Source organism: Nocardia tenerifensis NBRC 101015 (assembly GCF_000308715.1).
GTDB classification, from domain to species: domain Bacteria; phylum Actinomycetota; class Actinomycetes; order Mycobacteriales; family Mycobacteriaceae; genus Nocardia; species Nocardia tenerifensis.
The window spans coordinates 1-19350 of record NZ_BAGH01000204.1 but is presented as its reverse complement, the minus strand read 5'-3'; the positions used below and the strand labels follow the sequence as shown (position 1 = coordinate 19350).

Sequence of the window (19350 nt, the reverse complement as noted above, 5' to 3'; positions counted from 1 at the left end):
GTGCAGCTCCTGGCTGGCCTTCCTCACGGCGGAGATCGCCCTGGTCGACGCCGCGCGGCTGCGTCCGGACGAGGTCGTGCTCGTGCACGGCGGCGCGGGCGGTGTCGGGATGGCGGCGATCCAGGTCGCGCGGCGGCTCGGCGCGACGGTCATCGCGACGGCGGGCAGCGACGAGCGCCGGGCGCATGTCCTGGCGGCGGGCGCCGACCACGCCATCGACTCGCGGACCGTCACCTTCGTCGACGAGGTCATGCGCATCACCGATGGCGCGGGCGCGGATGTCGTATTGAGCAGCGTCCCCGGCGAATTCGTCCGGCAGAACCTTCATGCCGCCGCGGAGTTCGGGCGGGTGGTCGAGATCGGCAAGGCCGATATCTACGGCGGCGGTGTGCTCGACCTGCGCCCGTTCGACCGGAACCTGTCGTTCGTCGCCGTCGACCTCGATCGGTTGATGCGGTTGCGGCCGTGGGTCATTCGCAGGCACACCCTCGAGCTGGTCGAGAAGCTGAAGGACGGTACATACGAGCACCTGCCATTTCACACGTATCCGAGTTCGGAGGCGGCCGCCGCCTTCGAGGCGGTGGTCCGGCCGAAGCGCATCGGCCGGGTCGTCCTGGATCTCGACCGGCGTCCGGAGGTTCGCCGCCGTCCGCCACGTATCGAGATCAACTCTGCCGCAAGCTATCTCGTGACCGGCGGGTTCGGCGCCTTCGGGCTCGCCACCGCCCGATGGCTGGTGCGCTGCGGCGCGCGCCACCTCGTCCTGGTCGGTCGGCGTGGCGCGACAGACCCGGCGGCCGAGCGGCAGATCAGCGAATTCTTCGCTGCCGGAGTGGAAGTGGTCGAGGAGAAGGCCGACGTAGCCGACTACGAGGCGGTGACGGCGCTGCTCGCGCGCGCCGCGACGCGCGAGGCTCCGCTGCGCGGTGTCTTCCACGCGGCGGGCATCGTCGACAACACCGCGGCGGCGTCGCTGACGTGGGAGCGGATCGCGCAGGTCTTCGCGGGCAAGCTGGACGGCGCGCGCAACCTCGACACTGCGGTGCGGGCGGCCGGGATCGAGCTGGATCACTTCGTGCTGTGGTCGTCGGTCAGCGGCCTGCTCGGCGGATTCCCGCAGCTGGCCTACGCCGCGGCCAACGCGGCGCTGCAAGCCCTCGCGCAGCAACGGATTCGGCGGGGCGAGCCGGCGCTGTGCCTGGACTGGGGCTCGATGGCGGGCGGCGGCATGGCCGAGGCGGACGCCGACACCGTGCGCTACCTGGCCGCCGTCGGGCTGCGGCCCATCCCGATGGACGCCGCGACGGACTACCTCGGCGAGTGCCTGCGGCTCGGGGTCGCGCACGCCTCGATCATCGACCTGGACTGGACGGCGGCCGCTGCCACCATGCCTGCGGTCACCCGTTCGGCCCGCTTCGCCGACTACGCCGCGGGTTCGGCGGCCGAGGGCGGCGGTGCGGCGCTGCGCGCGCGGATCGCGGCGCTGCCTCCCGCTGAGCGCGCGGCGGCGGTCACCGCCGAGCTGGTCGAGGTGCTCGCCGTCGTCATGGGGGTGTCGCCCGACGCCGTCGACGTGCGGACGCCGCTGCTCGAGCTGGGCGTGGACTCGCTGATGGCGGTCGAATTCGCCGCGCGCGCGGGCAGATCCACCGGCGTCGAGCTCGCCCCTGTGCACATGGCGCGGGCGCTCGGCCTCGGGCTGGCGGATATCGGCGCGAAGATGGCGGAGGAGCTCATCCGGCAGTCTTGACATGACTTTGTCGACAAATTAGCTTTGTCTACAAAGGTAATTGCGACATGGAAGAGCTGGTATGGCCAACGAAGAGTTCTCGCGACCGACGGCCGGGCGCATCCTCACCATCGGTCTACATCCGAAATCCCTTGACTACAGCCGCTTTCCGGATCTGGACGAACAGAAGTTGCTCGCGCGCATCGAGACCGGGCACGCCGCGATGCGCGCGGCCGGGTTCGACGCGGTGTCGTGTCTGGTCGGCACCGACCCCGAGACGGCCGAACGCGAGGTTCGAGCGCGCCTCGACGAGGGGCCGGTCGCCGTCGCGATGATCGGGGGCGCGATCCGGCTGATGCCGGAGCACACCGAGCTCTTCGAGCGGATCGTCGAAGCATTGCGCGGCTCGGGAGCGGTGCTTTGCTTCAACACCTCGCCCGAGACCACCGTCGACGCATTGCGCAGGGCGGCAAGGCTTCTCGACGCCTAGCTTCGCGAAGTTCATGACTCCCAGGCGAATCCGTCGAGGTCGGCGCCGGCGCCGAGGGCGCCGCCGATGACGAGCCGGTGCGAACCCGTGCCCGCGGGGTCGACGCCGGCGTCCTTGGCGGCGGCCTTGCGCCCGTACAGCGCCAGCTTGACCGACGACGAAGGGGCGTCGAACTCGACGTACTTGCTGCCGAAGCTCTTCGCGACGGTCAGGCCGTGTTCAACGTAGAACTGCTTGGTCGCCTTGACGTTGTCGACGCCGAGCAGCAGCACGAAGTCGTCGATCTCCCTGGTGGCCGGGCCGGTGTCCTTCTTCGCCGAGGTCGCGATCTTCCAGATCGCGCCGTCGGGCGCCTGCACGACGCCGCCGTAGCCCCAGAAGCTCTTCTTGGCCGGCTTCAGCGTCGTCGCGCCGCCGGCGATCGCCGAGCCGACGAGGCTGTCGACGGTGCTCGGCTGGGACACCACGAGCGAGAGGATGAAGCCGCGGAAGCCTGTCGTCGGCGCGTCGGTGGCGCGGACGCGCAGCCGGTCGCCGAGGCCGAACGCGTTGTCGTAGAAGGCGGCGGCGGCCGCGGGGTCGGACACCTCGAGGGTGACGGCGTCGATGGTGGTCTGAGCGGTGCTGATGTTCATGACGGCAACGCTATGCGCCGCCGCACGACCCGCGCTTCTCGATTCCTGATCGGTTGCTCGGGCGCTCGACCGAGCCGGCGCGCCGTCGCCGGGGACGCCCACTCGCGCACGCGCCTGGAAAGCGCGCCGGGTCGCCGCTAGCGTGGGGTGGCGCGAACGGAGTCCGATAGCTGGGAGTGGGTTTGTCGACATCGACGATCGAGAACATCGAAACATCCTCCGCCGCGCCGAAACTACCGCCGCGCGCCATCGCGCCGGCGGCCTGGTGGACGATCGTGCTCGCCGGTGTCGTCGCGGGCGCGTACTACCTGGTCCAGGTGCTCGAACACCGGCAGGTGATGATGCATCTGATCGATCTGAGCGTCTATCAGATCGCCGGTGATCGGGTGAGTCACCACGTGTCGGTGTACGACAGTCCGCTGCTCGGCGATACCCGCGGTGTCTGGGAGTTCGTCTACACGCCGTTCGCGGCGCTGATCTTCGTTCCGCTGCGCTGGCTGCACGGCGATCTGTACACCCTCGTCGGCGGGCTCGGGAATTTCGCCATGCTCGCCGTGGCGTGCTGGACGGCGTTGTCGATGCTCGGTTACCGCCGCGATCGGCGCACGGCGGTCGCCGCCGTCGCGGTCGCCGGGCTGTTGCTGTGGTGCGAGCCCATCCGCCAGAGCATGGCCTTCGGGCAGATCAATATCCTCCTGCTGCTGATCGTCATCGTCGATATGGCGCTGCCCGACACGTCGCGGTGGAAGGGCGTGCTGACCGGCGTCGCCGCGGGCATCAAGCTGACGCCCGCGTTCTTCGTGCTCTACCTGCTGGTCACCCGGCGCTACCGGGCCGCGGCCACCGCGGTGGGCGCGCTCGTCGCCACGCTGGTCGTCGGTTTCGCTGTGCTACCGAAGGATTCGCTGACCTTTTGGACCGGGGCCTTCATGGATCCGCAGCGTGTCGGCGTGCCCGCCAACCTGTCGAACGAGTCGTTGCGCGGCCTGATCGCGCGCTCGGTCGGCGTCGAAGGCACGCATCAACTGCTCTGGCTGGCGGGCGCGGCCGCGATGGCGGCGGTCTGCCTGTATCTGGCGCGGCGGCTGTCGCGGGCTGGGCACGAACTGCCCGCGGTGGTGTGCGTCGGCGTCACCATGACGGCGGTCTCGCCGTTCAGCTGGGTGCACCACTGGGTGTGGCTCGCGCCCTTGCTGGTCTACCTCGGTGACTTGGCGCTGCGCCGCCGCGGCCTGGTCGCGCCGCTCGGTTTCCTCGCGACGGCGATCGTCGTCTCCGGCGGCGTCCTTGTCGTGTTCGATCCCACCCTGGTCAGTGTGTTCGACTTCGCCGCACGCGCGCACCCGACCCTGCTCTATCGCAACGCCTACATCTGGCTCACCGTGGTACTGCTCGCGGTAACCGCTCTCGGCTTACGCCGAATCACGAACTCCGAGCGGTCGAGCCTCGGCGCCAAGGACGAGGAGTGGATGCTGAGCGCGAAATAGTCTCAGCCGCCGAACTTTTCGATGGCGGCCGGGGTGACGGGGGTGAACAGGTTGACGAGGTTGCCGTCCGGGTCCCGGAACAGCAGCGAGCGATTGCCCCACGGCATCGTGGTCGGCTCGTTGACGAACTCGGGCACCACCTCGGTCAGGTTCCGGTACGCGCGGTCGACGTCGTCGACGAGGAACTCGAGGATCACCGTGCGGTTGTCCGCCGGGTGGGCGGAGCCCGGCGCGAACAGCGGGACCGTGCGGGTGCCGGCGATCGCGAGTGTGGCCGAGGCGGTGCGCACCTCGGCGAAGTCCTCGGTAGCCCAGTTCGCGGCCGCGCCGGTGACCCGCTCGTAGAAGTCGACGAGGCGGGCCACGTCGGCGGTGATGATGCGGATAGAGACGAAGTTCATGGATGCTCCTGATCGGTCTGGATTGCCGCGACCCACGCTATGACCGATACCGGACAGAACCCGCCCGGTATTCGCGAGAGAATTTCCGCATGACCCGACCCGTGGCTCGCGTGCTCTCCCTACTGGAGCTGCTACAGGCGGGCGGCACCCGGACCGTGGCCGAACTCGCCGACCGGCTCGGCGTGGACGAGCGCACGGTGCGCCGGTACGTCGACCACCTGCTCGACCTCGACGTGCCCGTCGAATCCGTGCGCGGCCGCTACGGCGGTTACCGGCTCGCCGCCGGATATCGCATGCCGCCGCTGATGCTGAGCGACGACGAGGCGCTGGCCGTGCTGCTCGGCCTGGTGGCCGGTCGGCGGGCAGGCCTGCTGACGAGCACGGGCGCGGCGAGCGAGACCGCGGCCGCCAAGATCCGGCGGGTGCTGCCGGAGCGCCTCGGCCGCAGGCTCGACGCCGTGCTCGCCTCCCTCGATTTCACCAGTGCGCCAGGCGAGTTCACGGCCCCGGCGTCCGCGGTCCTGTTGACCATCGCCGACGCGGTGCGCGGGCACTGGCCTGTCTCGATCCGGTACACCGCCGCCGACGGCAGGCGCGGCGAACGCACGCTGCACCCGTACGGGCTCGTCGCGCACTCGGGCAGGTGGTATGTGACGGGCGTGGACCCCGCGCTCCGCGCGGACCGGACCTTCCGGCTCGATCGCATCGCCGCCGCGCGCACCCTGCCGGGTTCGTTCACGCCGCCCGACGACCTCGATCCGGCCGAACGCGTGCTCACCGGGCTCGCTACCGCGCCGTACCGGCACGAGGTCACGCTCTCGATCCGGGGCACCGCCGAGCAGATCCACGCTCGGCTGCCGGCGAGCGTCGCGGTCGTGACGAACTCGCCTGCGGGCGAAGGTGATTCGGACACCTGGTCCCGGGTCGAGCTGCGGGTGGAGCGGCTCGACTGGCTGCCCGCCGTGCTCGCGTCGCTCGACCGGCCGTTCGTCATCGAACGACCGGACGAGCTTCGCGACCTGGTCGCCGCGTTCGCGGAGCGGCTTATGCAGTCCGCCCGTCGTCACGTCTGAGCTCGTTGTGCTACGTGAACGGTTTCCACCCGCGCCGGACGCCTCGGGGTTCCGTCGCTGGAGGGTGCACCGTCGGCGCGGGCAGCGCGAACTCAGCGGTTCGCGCCTCTCACTTGCTCGCGACGCGCGCCACCGAGATATCCCAGAAGTCGGCGTATCGGCCGCCCGCACGCAGCAATTCGTCGTGGTCGCCCTGCTCCACGATCCGCCCGCCGTCGAGGAAGACGATGTGATCCGCGCGTTGCACGGTGCGCAGGCGATGCGCGACCATCACCACCGTCCGGCCCGCCATCAGTGTCTCGATGCCCTCGTGCACGGCGGCCTCGTTCACCGGGTCCAGCGCGGAGGTCACCTCGTCGAGCAGCACGATGGGCGCGTCTTTGAGCAGTGCCCGCGCGATCGAAACACGTTGACGCTCACCGCCGGACAGCAGCGCGCCGCCTTCGCCGACCTTCGCCGCCCAGCCGTCGGGCAGCCGCTCGATCACCTCGTCCAGCCGCGCCGCGGTCGCCGCCGCGCGCACGTCGGCCGCGTCGGCGTCGGGGCGGCCGAGCCGCACGTTCTCCTCGATCGTGCCGTCGAAGAGGTAGACGTCCTGGAAGACGATGGCGATCTGCCGCATCAGCGTCTCGGTGCTGATCGCGCGCACATCGACCCCGCCCACGCGCACCGCGCCCGCGTCCACGTCGTAGAACCGCGCGAGCAGGCGCAGCAGGGTGCTCTTGCCCGCGCCCGACGTCCCGACGATCGCGAGCCGTTGCCCCTGCGGCACCGACAGCGACAGGTCGTCGATCAGGGTGCGGCCGTTCTGCCGGAAGGTGACCGACGCGAACTCCAGGCTCCGGTCGGCGGGTTGGGTCGGCTCGGCCGGTTCGGGCAGCGGCTCGGTGCGCAGGACCGCGTCGAGCCTGGCGAGTTCGGCGCGGGCGCTGCGCAGCTTGCCGCCGATCTCCGAGAGCGACAGCAGCGGGTCGGCGCAGCGGGCGGTGAGCACCAGGATCGCCAAAACCTCTGCCGCGCCGATGCTTCCGGCCAGCGCGAGGTAGGCGCCGAGCACCAGCAGCGCGGTGAACATCGCCTGCACCGTGAGGGTGAGGCCCACGATGCCGGGCAAGGCCGACAGCGCGGTCCGCCTGCCCGCGCGCTGCACCTCCCGCAGCGAGTCGTCGAGCAGCCGGAACCGTTCGCCGGTCCGGCCGCCCGCTCGCAGCACCGGCTGTGCCTGGAGGTACTCGATGACCCGGCCGGAGGCCGCGCGCCCGCGTGCGGCGTTCTCCGCGTCGGCCGCGGCCATCGAGCGGCCCGTCCAGATCTGGACCGCCGCGACGATCGGGGCGGCGGCCAGGGCGGCCAGGCCCATCTGCCAGTTGAAGGCGAACATCACGGCGATGATCGTCAGCGGCGTCACGCAGGCGCTGATGAACGGCGCGAGCAGATGCGCGATCACGCTCATCGCCTGCAAGAGGCCGCGGCTGGCCATCACGGACACCTCGCCGACCCGGTTGGCGCTGTACCAGCCGATGGGCAGGCGGGCCAGGTGGTCGCCGAACCGGTAGTACATGCCGCGCAGCATCGTCGCGCCGACCCGGAAGCCGGACAGATCGCTGCGGTACCGCAGCACCGCGTACACCGCGACCGCGACCCCGAACGCGATCAGCCACGGCTCGGCGTCGGCGGGATCGCTGCCGAACAGCGCGCGCAGCACGGGCACCAGCAGCGCGTAGGACAGTCCCTCGACCACCGCGGTGATCGTCATCAAGACCATGGTGCGGCGCGCGGGCCGCGCGAACTCGGGCCCCAGCACCTGCAACAACATTCGAATCATGGGAGCTGTTCTCCTTGCCGCACATGCGTTTCGATCTCGTCGCCGAGCGCCGACTGGTGCGACCGCCAGAACTCCGCGAATTTCCCGTTGTGCTTCAGCAACTCGGCGGGCTTGCCGCGTTCGACAATCACGCCGTCCGCCAGCACCACGACGGTGTCGGCGTCGGCGACCGTCTCCAGGCGGTGCGCGATGACCAGGACGGTTCGCTCGCCCGACAGCGTCGCGAGGGCCTCGCGCACCGCGTGCTCGGTCTGCGGGTCGGCGAAGGCGGTCGCCTCGTCCAGCACCAGCACCGGCGCGTCGGCCAGCAGGGCACGGGCGATCGAGATGCGTTGCGCCTCACCGCCGGACAGCTCGACGTCCGCACCGATCACCGAGTCGTAGCCGCGCGGCAGCTCGAGGATCCGATCGTGAATGTTCGCCAGTTTCGCGATGCGGACGACGTCGTCGCGGTCGGCCTTCGGCACCGCGAGCGCGATATTGTCCGCGATCGAGGCGTTCAGCAGGCGGACATCCTGGAAAACGAAAGAGACTGCGCGGTAGAGCTCCTCGCTGCTGAGTTCGCGTAGATCGACCCCGCCGAGGACGACCGAGCCGTGCGTCGGATCGAAGAAGCGCGGCAAAAGCTGGACCAGCGTGGACTTTCCGCTGCCCGAGGGGCCGACGAGCGCGGTGACCGTCCCCGGCTCCAGCACCAGATCGATGCCGCGCAGCACCTCGTGCTCGGCCTCGTAGCCGAAGCGGACCCCGCGCAGCTCCACCCGATGTCCCTGTGCCGCAAGGGGTCGCGCGGGCTCGGGCAGCGACGGCACGGCGAGCACGTCCTTGATCCGGCCGACCGCGCGCCCGGCGGCCTGCATGTCGTCGAAGCCGTGGCCGAGCGCCGCCACGGGCGCGGTCAGCCCCAGCCCGAGCAGCAGGAAGGGGAGCAGATCGGCCGGGGCCAGCGAGCCGTTCGTGATGAACGCCGAACCGCCGATGAGCAGGACGAGCAGCACGAACGGCGGCGACAGGACCAACTGCATGCCCGCCGCCACGGCCGAGACGCCGCTGACGAAGCGCAGGAACGTGTCGACGAAAGCGTCCGCCGCCCTGCGGAATTCACCGTGCGCGCGCCCGGACCCGCCGAACGCCTTGACCACCGCGATGCCCTGCACGAACTCGACCACCGAGTTGGCGATGCGCCCCATGGCCGTGTCGAACTCCGCCTGCTCGCGCGTGCGGGCCGGGGTCATCATCAGCGGGACGAGCGCTACGGCGAGCACCACCGGAATCAGCGCGATCAGCGTCATTCGCCAGTCGATGGTGAACAGGTAGACCAGCGAGACCAGCGGCACCACGAACGCGGAGACGAACTCGCCGGGGGCGTGCGCTATGAACGGGTGCACGGCGCTCACGTCCTCGCCGACGACCTTCGCCAGCTCGCCGGTGCGGCGCTGGGAGAAGAAGCCGATCGGCACCCGCCCGAGCCGCGCGGCCAGTCGCCTGCGGAACGACAGCTGGACCTGACCGTCGACCAGGTGGCCGACGCCGGCCGACGCCGCGGTGAACAGCAGCCGCACGAACATGCCCGCCGCGCCGACCAGCACGACGGTCCAGACGTGGCCGTGGTCGATCGGGCCCGGCGACAACAGGGTCCTGCCCAGTTCCACGACCGCGAGCAGCGGCGCGAGTCCGGCCACGGCCCCGACCACCTGCAGCGCGATCACGGCGGCGAAGCTCGCCGCGTGCGGGCGCAGCAGGCTCGAAATGCCCTGCGCCGCAGGGTCGTCGGCGCTCGGGCTCGGCGCGGGTCGCTCCCTCGCCGGAACAGTGTCGATCACGGTCATCGCGCTCCCATTTCACAGTTTTATTACGCGTACAAATAATGTACCTCGAGCCGGGATCGCCTGTCCGTTGCTAACTTGTCCGCACGAGAAGGGAGCCCGCGTGAGCGGTCACGAGTCGGTCGAGGATCGGGAAGAGGCGGCGCTCGACCGTTTACTGCGGCAGGGGGCCGACGCGGGCGTCGTCACGTCCTACGGTCCGCACGCCGACCAGGTGCTCGAGGTTTTCGGCGCCTCGGGGCCGACGGTGGTCTACCTGCACGGCGGCTACTTTCGACCGACCATCGACCGGACGCACGGCAGGCCGTTCGCCCGCGCCGCGGCGGCGACGGGTGTGCGGGTGGTGCTGCCGGAGTATCGGCGCGAGCCGGGGAACCCGTACGCGGCGATGGAAGATCTCGATCTGCTCGAGGGCTTCCTGGCCGAGCCGGTGCTGTGGGTCGGTCACTCCGCGGGCGGAATGTTGGCGCTGACCCGGGCCTACCGGCGCAGCGCCGTGGTCCTCGCCTTGGCGCCGGTGGCCGATCTCGCGCTCGCCTCCCGGCTGGGCCTCGGCGGCGGCGCGGTCACCGCGTGGATGGGCGGTACGCCGGAACAGCAGGCGGCCCGGTACGCCGACCTCGACCCGCGCGTGCGGCTCGCGCCGCGCCGGCCCGGCGTGCTGCTGGTGCACGGCAGCGACGACCGGACGGTTCCCGTGTCGATGAGTCAGGACAGCCCCGCCGAATCCGTGGTGCTGCCCGGCGCCCACCACTTCGATCTGATCGATCCCGAGTCCGAAAAGTGGCCCGGGGTAATGGAGTTGATGCGCGCGGCACTGCCGGGGCGGTCCGACGCGCCGTAGGTTCCGCGCGGGCGAGCTCGGCTGTCCGCTCGTCGATGCTCGGATGAGCCACGTCACTGTCCGCGACACTCGACCGGGCTCGCGGGCACCGCCGTGAAATACGGTGTCCGTACGACAACCGCCGAACGCGACGCAGGGAGACTTATGCCGAATCGGCCACCAGCCAGTTCGTTGACCAGCGCCGAGGCCCTGGACGAGCTGGCGACGCGCTACCAGAGTTCCGTCGCCGCGCTGCGCGATGCCATCAGGGCCTTCGTCGCCAACGGCACGGTGCCCGACGAGGCCGCCCGCGCCGAGGGCCTGTTCGTCTATCCCGAGCTGCGCATCAGCTGGGCCGGCGGCGCGCCGCCGAAGGACCGCTCCCGCGCGTGGGGCCGCTTCGCCAAGTCCGGCAGCTACGCCACCACGATCACCCGGCCGGACCTGCTGCGCCACTACCTGTCCGAGCAGCTGGAGATGATCGAGCGCGACTACGACGTGCGGATCGAGGTGACGCCGTCGCGGCAGGAGATCCCGTTCCCGTACGTGATCGACCGCGCCGAGCTGACCTTGGACAGCTCGATGGCCGCGGTGATGGCGCGCTACTTCCCGACCACCGACCTGGCCAGCATCGGCGACGAGACCGCCGACGGCATCTTCAACGCGGTGGACACCTTCCCGCTCAGTCACTTCGACGCGCTGCGCACCGACTTCTCGCTGGCGCGGTTGCAGCACTACACCGGAACGCCGGTGGATCACTTCCAGCCGTTCGTGCTGTTCACCAACTACACCCGCTACGTCGACGAGTTCGTGCGCTGGGCGCGCGAGCAGATCGCCGACCCGGACAGTCCCTACGACGGACTCTCCTGTCCGGGCGGCACGGTGCTCGACGCCGCGTCCCTCGGCGCGCAGACCGCCTCGGATCTCGCGTGGAAGAAGCATCAGATGCCGGCCTGGCACCTGACCAGCGCCGACCGGCGCGGCATCACCCTGGTCAATATCGGCGTCGGCCCGTCGAACGCGAAGACGATCTGCGATCACCTGGCGGTGCTGCGCCCGCACGCGTGGCTGATGATCGGCCACTGCGGCGGCCTGCGGGAGAGCCAGGCGATCGGCGACTACGTGCTCGCCCACGCGTACCTGCGCGACGACCACGTGCTGGATTCAGTGCTGCCGCCCGACATTCCGATCCCCAGCATCGCCGAGGTGCAGCGGGCGCTGTACGACGCCACCAAGATCGTCAGCAATATGCCGGGCGAGGCGGTGAAGCAGCGGTTGCGCACGGGCACCGTGGTCACCACCGACGATCGGAACTGGGAGCTGCGCTACTCCGCCTCGGCCCTGCGCTTCAACCTCAGCCGCGCGGTCGCCATCGATATGGAGAGCGCGACGATCGCCGCGCAGGGTTATCGGTTCCGCGTGCCCTACGGCACCCTGCTGTGCGTCTCGGACAAGCCGCTGCACGGCGAGATCAAGCTGCCCGGCCAGGCGAACCGCTTCTACGAGGGCGCGATCTCGGAGCACTTGCAGATCGGCATCCGCGCGGTGGAACTGCTACGCGCCGAAGGGGATCGGCTGCACTCGCGCAAGCTGCGCACGTTCAACGAACCGCCTTTCCGGTAGTGCATCCGGCGATTCTGTTCCGTCAGCGTCTACACCGTAGACCCTGAGGGAACAGATTCGTCCGAAGTCGAGCCGGTCCGGCGACGCGGTGAAATCATCGCTCTCGAGCGTTATTTCCGTCGAGAAGGACCGATGAGCATGCCCACACCCACCGATCTGCTGAAGCCGACGACGTGGGCGGGCATGATCTTCAGCGACGGCAGGCGCGAGGCGGCCACGACCGCGCCGGTCGTCGAACCGGCCACCGGCGCGGAGCTCGGCCGCCTCGGCATTGCGGGGATCGATGACCTCTCCGCGGCGACCCGATCGGCCGCCGCGAACCAGCGAGACTGGGCCGCGCAACCGTTCCACGAACGCGCCGCCGTGCTGCGCCGAGCCGGAGATCTGTTCCAGCGCTACGCCTCCGACATCCAGCACTGGCTGATCCGCGAGGCGGGGTCGATTCCGGGCAAGGCGGCGGTGGAGACCGAGACCGCGGCGCAGGAGTGCTTCGAGGCGGCCGCGCTGGCCTCGACGCCGCCGGGCGTGCTGCTGCCCACCGCGTACGACCGGCTCTCCATGACGCGCCGGGTGCCGGTCGGCGTCGTCGGGGTGATCGCGCCGTTCAACTTTCCGCTCGTGCTGTCCATCCGCTCGGTCGCGCCCGCCCTCGCCCTCGGCAATGCCGTTGTGCTCAAACCGGATTCGCGCACCGCGGTGTGCGGCGGGGTGGCGCTGGCCCGGATATTCGAGGCGGCCGGGCTGCTCGAGGGCGTGCTGCACGTGCTGCCCGGCGGGGCGGATATCGGCGAGGCGCTCGTCACCGATCCGCTGGTGCCCGTCATCTCGTTCACCGGCTCGACAGGGGTCGGCCGCCGCGTGGGCGAATTGGCCGCCCGGCATCTGAAGCGGGCTCACCTCGAGCTCGGCGGCAACTCGGCGCTGATCGTGCTCGACGACGCCGATCTCGAGGCTGCCGTCGGGCTGGGCGCGTGGGGCTCGTTCCTGCACTCGGGCCAGATCTGCATGACGACCGGCCGCCACCTCGTGCACGAAAGCCTTGTCGCGGACTATGTTTCACTGCTCGCGGCGAAGGCCGACGCGTTGCCGGTCGGCGATCCGGCCACCGAGGAGGTCGCGCTCGGGCCGATCATCGACGCGGGCCAGCGCGACAAGGTCCACCACCTCGTCACCTCGACCGTCGAGGCGGGCGCCGAGCTGGCGGCCGGCGGCAGCTACCGGGAGCTGTTCTACCGGCCCACCGTGCTCGCCGGGGTCGCGGAGACGATGCCCGCCTACGCGCGGGAGGTCTTCGGCCCGGTGGCTCCCGTCTTGTCGTTCCGCGAGGTCGAGGAGGCGGCGCGGCTCGCGGCCGCCGACGAGTACGCGCTCAGCCTCGGCATCGTCACCGCGGACGCCGCCCGGGGTCTGGCGCTGGCCGAGCGGATCCCCACCGGGATCGTGCACATCAACGACCAGACCGTCGGCGACGAGGCCGTCGCCCCGTTCGGTGGCCTCGGCGCGTCCGGCACCGGCAGCCGGTTCGGCGGCGCCGCGGCGAATATCGAGGCGTTCACCGAGACCCGCTGGATCACCATGCAGCACCGCCCCGCGACCTACCCGTTCTGAATCGCCAAGGGCGTCAGCCGAGTTCGGCGAGCTGCGGCACGGCCGGGGCCATGCTGTCGATCCACGCGGCGGGCGATCCGGTGGTCGGGCTGATGATGACGGCGTGTACGCCGAGCTTCGCGTAATCGGCCATCGTGCGGACGAATTCGTCGCGGGTGTCAGGCGTCGGGCGCGGGTTGTTGGCCATGATGGTGATGCGCAGGTCGCCGAAGTCGCGGCCGACGTCGTCGCAGTGGCGGCGCAGCACGTCCAGCTTGTGCTCGACGTCGGCGGGGGAGGTGCCGAAGAGGTTGCACGCGTCGCCGTACTGGGCGACCAGCCGCAGCGTCTTGCGCTCGCCGTTGCCGCCGATGAGCACCCTCGGCCGGTGGATCGGCTGCGGCGAGCAGAGCGTCTCGGCCAGCCGGTAGTGCTTGCCCTCGAACGGTCCGTTGTTGGCCGGATCCCACATCTGGTCGCAGATGCGCAGCGCCTCCTCCAGCCGCTCGAACCGCTCCGCGATGGGCGGATACGGCACGCCGAGCCCGAGGTGCTCGCGCTCGAACCACGCCGCGCCGAGGCCGAGCGCGGCCCGGCCGCCGGAGAGCACGTCGACGGTGGTGACGATCTTGGCGAGCAGGCCGGGGTGCCGATAGGTCACGCCGGTGACGAGCAGGCCCAGCTCGATCCGGGAGGTGTGCGCGGCCAGGAAGCCGAGCGTGGTGTAGCCCTCGAGCATGTTCGACTCGGCGGGCAGCCCGGTCGGCTCGATCTGAAAGTAGTGGTCCATGAACGACAACCAGGTCGCGCCCGCCGCCTCGGCCGCGGCGCCGACCCTGGCCAGCTCGCCGGCGATGGCGGTCGTGCCGCCCTCGATGTCGAATATCGGAAGGTGAAAACCGAGCTCCATGCGACGATCTCCTCGTGTGTCGGCAACCGGAGCCTTCACGCTACGACCTGGAGTGCACTCCAAGTCAAGGGTCGCCCGCGCGCACGTCTGCCACGGTCGCGCCCGCGACGACGGTACGTTCGTAGGTGCCACCCCTGGAGCCGGTCGACGAGGAAGTAGGTGCGATGCACTGGGACCAAATGACCGCGACGCCGGACGAGCTGCGCGAACACGCGAACCGCGTGCGGCGCGCCGCCGGGCAGCTCGGCATGCTCGAGTCGATCATCAACGCGGCCGACGGCCCGTGGCTCGGCGCGATGGACGCCGACGGGCGCGGCGCGGCGGAGCTGAAGATGCACCTGGCCGGGCGCTACCGGCTGACCGCCGTGGTGACCACCGCCGGGAAGCTCAGCCACGTGCAGATGAACGCCCCGGCCGAGGGCGCCGTCGGCGAGCGGGTGCTCTCGGCGAAGACGGCGGCGCGGCGCGGGTGGGACGCCGGCGAGGAGATGCCCAAGCAACCGGACTGGCTCGACTACGTGGTGGCGTGGGTCGCCAAGGCCAGCGCGGACGTGGATCGTCGCGCCGTCATCGAGTGGCGGCTCTCGGGCGCCGACCAGAAACTGGCCGCGATGAACGACACCATCGACAGCATGCGCGCGAGCCTCGCCGAGCGCGAACAGCTGCGCGACGAGCTCGCCGCCGAGGTGGAGACGCTGCGGACGGAGCTGGCGACCCTCGATCAGCCCTAAGGCGGATCACCTAGAACTATTGGGACAGTTGCTTGATCAGCCGGTAGAGGAACTCGCGGCTGGCGTCGAGCCCGGCGATCGGCACCCGCTCGTTGATGCCGTGGATGCGGCCGGCGTCGGCGGGCACCATGAACAGCCCGCTCACCCCGTACATCGGAATCCCTTTGCTGCGCGCGTATTTGCTGTCGGTGGCGCCGCTGGACATGAACGAGCTCACCGCGGCGGTGGGGAACAGCTCCTTCGTCAACGTGGTCACGGCGGTCATGACGTCGCCGTTGGTGGGGGAGATGCCGCCGGCCGCGTCGACCTTGGGGGTGATGGTCAGCTTGTCGTCGGCGAGGGCCGCCCTGAGCTGCCGGTCGACGTCGTCGGGCTTGTCCTGCGGCAGGATTCGGCAGTTGACCGTCGCCTTGGCGGTCTGCGGCAGGGCGTTCTCGGCCTCGCCTGCGGTCAGCATGGTCGCCACGCAGGTGGTGCGCAGCTGCGCGTTGTACTCCGGGTTCGCCGAGAGTCGTTCCAGCGCTTCGGGACTCGGGGTGCCCGCGGCGACCGCGCGCATATCGTCGGCCTCCTGCCCGCTGCGGCCCGCGGCGAGCGCGCCGAAGTTGTCGCGGGTCGGGTCGCTCAGTGAGGTCGGGAAGCGGTACGCGGCAAGGCGATTCAGCGCGGCGGTGAGCGTGTAGATGGCGTTGTCCTTCGTCGGCACGGAGCTGTGCCCGCCCGCCGCCTTGGCCTCCACCTGATAGGCGGCGTAGGTCTTCTCGGCCACCTGCACGCCCAGCAGGGTGGGCTTCCCGTCGACGAGCAGCGCGCGGCCGCCCTCGTTGAGGCCGTACTCCGCGTTCATCAGGTCGAACTTGTTGTCCATCAACCACTTCGCGCCGTTGTCCTTGCCCGCCTCCTCGTCGGCGGTCAGCGCGAGCACGATGTCGCGGTCGGGCTTGAAACCCTCTCGCTTCAGCTCGATCAGGCCGGAGACGAGGGCGGACACCATCGCCTTATCGTCATTCGAGCCGCGGGCGGCGTAGTAGCCGTCCGCCTCGGTGAGCTTGTACGGGTCGGTGGTCCACCCGTCCTCGCGCTTGGCCTCGACGACATCGAGATGTCCCATGAGCAGCAATGGTTTACGCCGGCCCGAGCCGGCGAAGCGGAGCATCAGGTCGCCCTTGCGCTCGACCGGTTCGAAGATCTGGATGTCGGATTCGGCGAAACCCGCGTCGAGCAGGCGCTGGCGGACTGCGTTCGCGGCGACGGTGGTGCTGCCGGTGGAATGCGAGGTATCCGTCTCCACCAATTGTTTATAGATATCGTGGAAAAGTTTCGTATTGTCCTGGGCCGCAACGCTGGTCGAGGTCGAACTCGAGGTCGAGCTCGCGTCGTTCTTCGAGGCCTCGGAGTTGCAGGCGGTTGCGGTGAGCGCCGCGATGAGTCCCAATGCGGCCACCGAAATCAAGGGTTTACGGCGACTGAAATCAGACATAACGAAAGCTAACACAGAAGCACAGTGCTCACCGTCGGTTCGCGCGCACCCAGCGGGCCGTGGAGGTGGACAGCGTGAGCAGCAGCGTCAGCCCGGCCAGCAGCAGTCCCAGCGCCAGCGCACCGCCGGTGGTGCCGACCGGGCCGTCGTAGCCGAAGCGGACGGGTACCAGGCTCGCCAGGTAGCTCACGCAACCGAGGACCGTCATCGCCCGACCGGAACGCCTGCGGGACAACAGCAGCAACACGCCGAGAAGCAGGAGGAGTGTGGCTCCCGAGGCCGCGACGCAGGAGAGGGTGTAGGGGGCGATGTGCGGGTCCTGCATGTTGATGAGTGCGCGGAGGGTGTCGGCGCGCGGAAGCGCCACCCCCAACGCGGCCAGGCCGGCGAGGAGGAAGGCGAAAAAGCTTGCGCCCATTGCGCCGCCGAGGCCGCGTGCCGTCGCGCGTTCGGGCTGGGCATTCGGCGCGGGCGTTGACCCCTGGCGAGGAGGCTGGGCATTGGGTGCGGGTGTTGACCCCTGCCAACCGGGCTGCCCGTCCGGCGCGGGTGTCGGTGCCTGGCGAGGGGACTGGGCGTTGGGTGTGGGTGTTGACCCGTGCCGAGCGGACTGAGCATTCGGCGCGGGTGTGGGCGCCTGCCGACCGGGCTGCGCATTCGGTGCGGGTGCTGGGCCCAGCTGAGCAGACTGGGCATTCAGTGTGGGTGTCGGTCCCTGACGAGCGGCATCGACTACGGGCGTCGGCGCCTGCCGGCCGGGCTGGTTCACCGCCGTCGGCGCCAGCCGGGCGGGCGTTCGCACCGGCGCGTGAATCACCCGCGCGTGCCTGGATTCCCAAGCGGCGGAGGTGAATTCATGGCAGCTGCGGAATCGGTCGTCCGGCCGCTTGGCCATCGCCCTGGCGATCACCGCGTCCAAGGCCTCGGACGCGTCGGGACGCACCGCGTGGAGTCGCGGCACCGGTTTGCTGATGTGCCCGGCGACGACCTGACCCGGGTTGGTGGCCGCGAACGGCGGGTGCCCCGCCAGCAGCGTGAACAGCGTGCAGGCGAGCGAGTACTGATCCGAGCGATGATCGACCACCTCGCCGGAGAGCTGCTCCGGCGAGGCGTAGGCGAGGGTGGCGTGGAAGGTGCCGCTAGAGGTCAGCTGCGTGTTCGAGTCGAGCAGGCGAGCGATGCCGAAATCGGTCAGCACCGCGCGTTCGGCTCGGCCGGTGTCCGGCGCGGCGAGCAGGATGTTCGCCGGTTTGATGTCGCGGTGCAGCACGCCGCGGCTGTGCGCGTAGTCGAGCGCGGCGCCGGTCTCGGCGACGATGCGCAGGGCGCGGTCGACCGGCACCTCGCGCGGGTCCAGCCGGGCGGCGTCGGAGCCGTGGATGTACTGCATGGCGATCCAGAGGCGCCCGTCGTGGGCGCCCCGGTCGTGGATGCCGACGATGCCCGGATGGTCCAGCCGCGCAACGACATTGGCCTCCTGCTCGAATCGCCGCCGCAGCTCCTGGTCGGCGGAGACCTCGCGGTTGAGCAGCTTGAGCGCCACCCGGCGCGGCAGCCGCGGGTGCTGAGCGAGATACACCGTGCCCATCCCGCCCTGGCCGAGCACGCCCTCGATGAGGTAGTCCGCGAACGACTCGTTCACCCCGAGCTGTACCACGCCTACCCCTAACTCCCTTCGAACACGACAATCCGAGGAGGAGTTAACCACCCCCGCCCGCGACACGCACCCTCCATCGGACCGATCAGCCGCACGCCCACCGGCAGATCAGCCCGCCGGGCCTGCCCACGCCATCCGATCGAAGGACGGGTAGCCGACGGACGCGCGGCTACTCGAACAGCACGCAGGTGGCGGCGGTGGCGGCGAGCGGGGCCGTCGGCGCGGCGGGCAGGCCGGTGAGCGGGTCGAGGTCGAGCCAGGTCACCGAGTTCGACTTCTGGTTGGCGGCGTAGAGCCGCCTGCCGTCCGGGCTCAGCGTCAGATGCCGGGGGAACTTGCCGCCGCACGGCGTGGTGCCGATCGGCATCGGCAGCCCGCCGACGAGGGCGAAGGTCGCGATATTGTCGTGGCCGCGGTTGGCGAGGTAGAGGAAGCGGCCGTCCGCGGCGACGACCGGCGCGGACGGATAGTTGCGCTCGCCGCCGGTGTTCGTGTCCGCGGGCACCGACGGCCCGGCCCGCAGCTCGCCGCGGTCGGCCTGCCAATCCAGCACGGTCACCGTGGAATTCAGCTCGTTGGCGAGGAAGACGGTGCGGCCGTCGGGGTGGAAGGTCAGGTGCCGCGGCCCGCTGCCCGGCGCCAGCGCGACCTGGGCGTGCCGGATGAGTTCGCCGCCGACCAGCCGATAGACGTACACCGAGTCCACGCCCAGATCCACCGCGAGCACCCAGCGGCCGGAGGGATCGAACGACACCTGGTGCGCGTGCGGCCCGGTCTGGCGATCCGGATCCGGCCCGCGGCCGGTGTGCTGGGCGACGTCGGTCACCGCGCCGAGCCGCCCGTCGTAGGCGACCTCGAGCACGCTGACGCTGCCCGAGGTGTAGTTCGCGGTGAGGACGTGGCGGCCGTCCGGCGCGACGCACAGGTGCGTCGGCGCATCGCCCTGCACCGCAACGGTATTCAGCACGGCCGGCCGTTGCCTGTGCACGTCGATCGCGGTCGCGGTGCCCGCGCCCGAGCCCTCGTTGACCGCGTACAGGTAGCGCCGGTCGGGGGACAGCGCGAGGAAGGAC

Annotated in this window: 16 protein-coding genes; 8 read left to right on the top strand and 8 right to left on the bottom strand. The window is 70.4% G+C overall.

What is annotated here, in order from left to right; all coding sequences use genetic code 11:
• Together ON39_RS17470 and ON39_RS17465 are read left to right on the top strand one after the other, a co-directional pair.
• Positions 1–1750: SDR family NAD(P)-dependent oxidoreductase (locus ON39_RS17470; protein WP_040735354.1), on the top strand; the 1750-nt coding region annotated here is incomplete at its 5' end.
• 61 nt (positions 1751–1811) lie between these two features.
• Positions 1812–2219, top strand: a complete 408-nt coding sequence (locus ON39_RS17465) for a hypothetical protein (protein ID WP_051186747.1) — start codon at positions 1812–1814, stop codon at positions 2217–2219.
• An 11-nt stretch (positions 2220–2230) separates the two neighbouring features.
• On the opposite strand, the gene ON39_RS17460 is transcribed toward ON39_RS17465, so the two are convergent.
• Entirely contained in the window at positions 2231–2854 is a 624-nt protein-coding gene (locus tag ON39_RS17460; RefSeq protein WP_040735353.1) for a VOC family protein, read from the bottom strand.
• A gap of 182 nt (positions 2855–3036) precedes the next feature.
• Here ON39_RS17460 and ON39_RS17455 point away from each other — a divergent pair, with 182 nt between their 5' ends.
• Positions 3037–4341, top strand: coding sequence for a glycosyltransferase 87 family protein (locus ON39_RS17455; protein ID WP_211336284.1), 1305 nt, complete (start codon positions 3037–3039; stop codon positions 4339–4341).
• A gap of 2 nt (positions 4342–4343) precedes the next feature.
• Here the strand turns inward: ON39_RS17455 and ON39_RS17450 are convergent, their stop codons facing one another.
• A complete protein-coding gene (locus tag ON39_RS17450; protein ID WP_040735352.1) occupies positions 4344–4742 on the bottom strand; it encodes a VOC family protein in 399 nt (132 codons plus the stop codon).
• 89 nt (positions 4743–4831) lie between these two features.
• On the opposite strand from ON39_RS17450, the gene ON39_RS17445 reads away from it, so the two are divergent.
• Positions 4832–5815, top strand: a complete 984-nt coding sequence (locus ON39_RS17445) for a helix-turn-helix transcriptional regulator (RefSeq protein ID WP_040735361.1) — start codon at positions 4832–4834, stop codon at positions 5813–5815.
• A 109-nt stretch (positions 5816–5924) separates the two neighbouring features.
• Here ON39_RS17445 and ON39_RS17440 read toward each other — a convergent pair whose 3' ends face one another.
• Both ON39_RS17440 and ON39_RS17435 read right to left on the bottom strand, forming a co-directional pair.
• Positions 5925–7640: an ABC transporter ATP-binding protein gene (locus ON39_RS17440; protein ID WP_040735351.1), complete on the bottom strand. Its 1716-nt coding sequence runs from the start codon at positions 7638–7640 to the stop codon at positions 5925–5927.
• Complete coding sequence (locus ON39_RS17435) at positions 7637–9469, bottom strand: ABC transporter ATP-binding protein (RefSeq protein WP_040735350.1); 1833 nt, start codon at positions 9467–9469, stop codon at positions 7637–7639. Before ON39_RS17435 ends, ON39_RS17440 begins: the two co-directional genes overlap by 4 nt.
• 100 nt (positions 9470–9569) lie before the next feature.
• Between ON39_RS17435 and ON39_RS17430 the strand changes: the two genes are divergently transcribed.
• The 3 genes from ON39_RS17430 (at position 9570) to ON39_RS17420 (ending at position 13520) form a co-directional block, all read left to right on the top strand.
• The gene (locus tag ON39_RS17430) at positions 9570–10310 is read left to right on the top strand and encodes an alpha/beta hydrolase family protein (protein ID WP_051186746.1); all 741 of its coding nucleotides are present in this window, start codon (positions 9570–9572) and stop codon (positions 10308–10310) included.
• Between the two features lie 144 nt (positions 10311–10454).
• Positions 10455–11912 carry an AMP nucleosidase gene (locus tag ON39_RS17425; protein ID WP_040735347.1) on the top strand — a complete coding sequence of 486 codons (1458 nt, stop codon included), beginning with the start codon at positions 10455–10457 and terminating at the stop codon, positions 11910–11912.
• Positions 11913–12050: 138 nt separating this feature from the next.
• On the top strand, positions 12051–13520 hold the full coding sequence (locus tag ON39_RS17420; RefSeq protein WP_051186748.1) for a benzaldehyde dehydrogenase: 1470 nt from the start codon (positions 12051–12053) through the stop codon (positions 13518–13520).
• A 13-nt stretch (positions 13521–13533) separates the two neighbouring features.
• Here ON39_RS17420 and ON39_RS17415 read toward each other — a convergent pair whose 3' ends face one another.
• The gene (locus ON39_RS17415; RefSeq protein ID WP_040735346.1) at positions 13534–14409 is read right to left on the bottom strand and encodes an LLM class F420-dependent oxidoreductase; all 876 of its coding nucleotides are present in this window, start codon (positions 14407–14409) and stop codon (positions 13534–13536) included.
• Positions 14410–14573: 164 nt separating this feature from the next.
• Here ON39_RS17415 and ON39_RS17410 point away from each other — a divergent pair, with 164 nt between their 5' ends.
• The gene (locus ON39_RS17410; RefSeq protein ID WP_146251059.1) at positions 14574–15140 is read left to right on the top strand and encodes a hypothetical protein; all 567 of its coding nucleotides are present in this window, start codon (positions 14574–14576) and stop codon (positions 15138–15140) included.
• Positions 15141–15156: 16 nt separating this feature from the next.
• Here ON39_RS17410 and ON39_RS17405 read toward each other — a convergent pair whose 3' ends face one another.
• From ON39_RS17405 to ON39_RS17395, 3 genes are all read right to left on the bottom strand, one after another.
• Entirely contained in the window at positions 15157–16620 is a 1464-nt protein-coding gene (locus ON39_RS17405) for a M20/M25/M40 family metallo-hydrolase (protein WP_246002802.1), read from the bottom strand.
• Between the two features lie 28 nt (positions 16621–16648).
• Positions 16649–18277, bottom strand: coding sequence for a serine/threonine-protein kinase (locus tag ON39_RS51165; protein ID WP_051186745.1), 1629 nt, complete (start codon positions 18275–18277; stop codon positions 16649–16651).
• Positions 18278–18446: 169 nt separating this feature from the next.
• On the bottom strand, positions 18447–19350 hold a 904-nt coding region (locus tag ON39_RS17395; protein WP_040735344.1), incomplete at its 5' end, for a lactonase family protein.

Excerpts from the sequence above, each read along its gene's own strand:
- ON39_RS17445 (WP_040735361.1), top strand. The coding sequence starts at position 4,832 with ATGACCCGACCCGTGGCTCGCGTGCTCTCCCTACTGGAGCTGCTACAG.
- ON39_RS17460 (WP_040735353.1), bottom strand. The coding sequence starts at position 2,854 with ATGAACATCAGCACCGCTCAGACCACCATCGACGCCGTCACCCTCGAG.
- ON39_RS17440 (WP_040735351.1), bottom strand. The coding sequence starts at position 7,640 with ATGATTCGAATGTTGTTGCAGGTGCTGGGGCCCGAGTTCGCGCGGCCC.
- ON39_RS17465 (WP_051186747.1), top strand. The coding sequence starts at position 1,812 with ATGGCCAACGAAGAGTTCTCGCGACCGACGGCCGGGCGCATCCTCACC.
- ON39_RS17450 (WP_040735352.1), bottom strand. The coding sequence starts at position 4,742 with ATGAACTTCGTCTCTATCCGCATCATCACCGCCGACGTGGCCCGCCTC.
- ON39_RS17435 (WP_040735350.1), bottom strand. The coding sequence starts at position 9,469 with ATGACCGTGATCGACACTGTTCCGGCGAGGGAGCGACCCGCGCCGAGC.
- ON39_RS17405 (WP_246002802.1), bottom strand. The coding sequence starts at position 16,620 with ATGTCTGATTTCAGTCGCCGTAAACCCTTGATTTCGGTGGCCGCATTG.
- ON39_RS17415 (WP_040735346.1), bottom strand. The coding sequence starts at position 14,409 with ATGGAGCTCGGTTTTCACCTTCCGATATTCGACATCGAGGGCGGCACG.
- ON39_RS17420 (WP_051186748.1), top strand. The coding sequence starts at position 12,051 with ATGCCCACACCCACCGATCTGCTGAAGCCGACGACGTGGGCGGGCATG.
- ON39_RS17410 (WP_146251059.1), top strand. The coding sequence starts at position 14,574 with ATGCACTGGGACCAAATGACCGCGACGCCGGACGAGCTGCGCGAACAC.
- ON39_RS17425 (WP_040735347.1), top strand. The coding sequence starts at position 10,455 with ATGCCGAATCGGCCACCAGCCAGTTCGTTGACCAGCGCCGAGGCCCTG.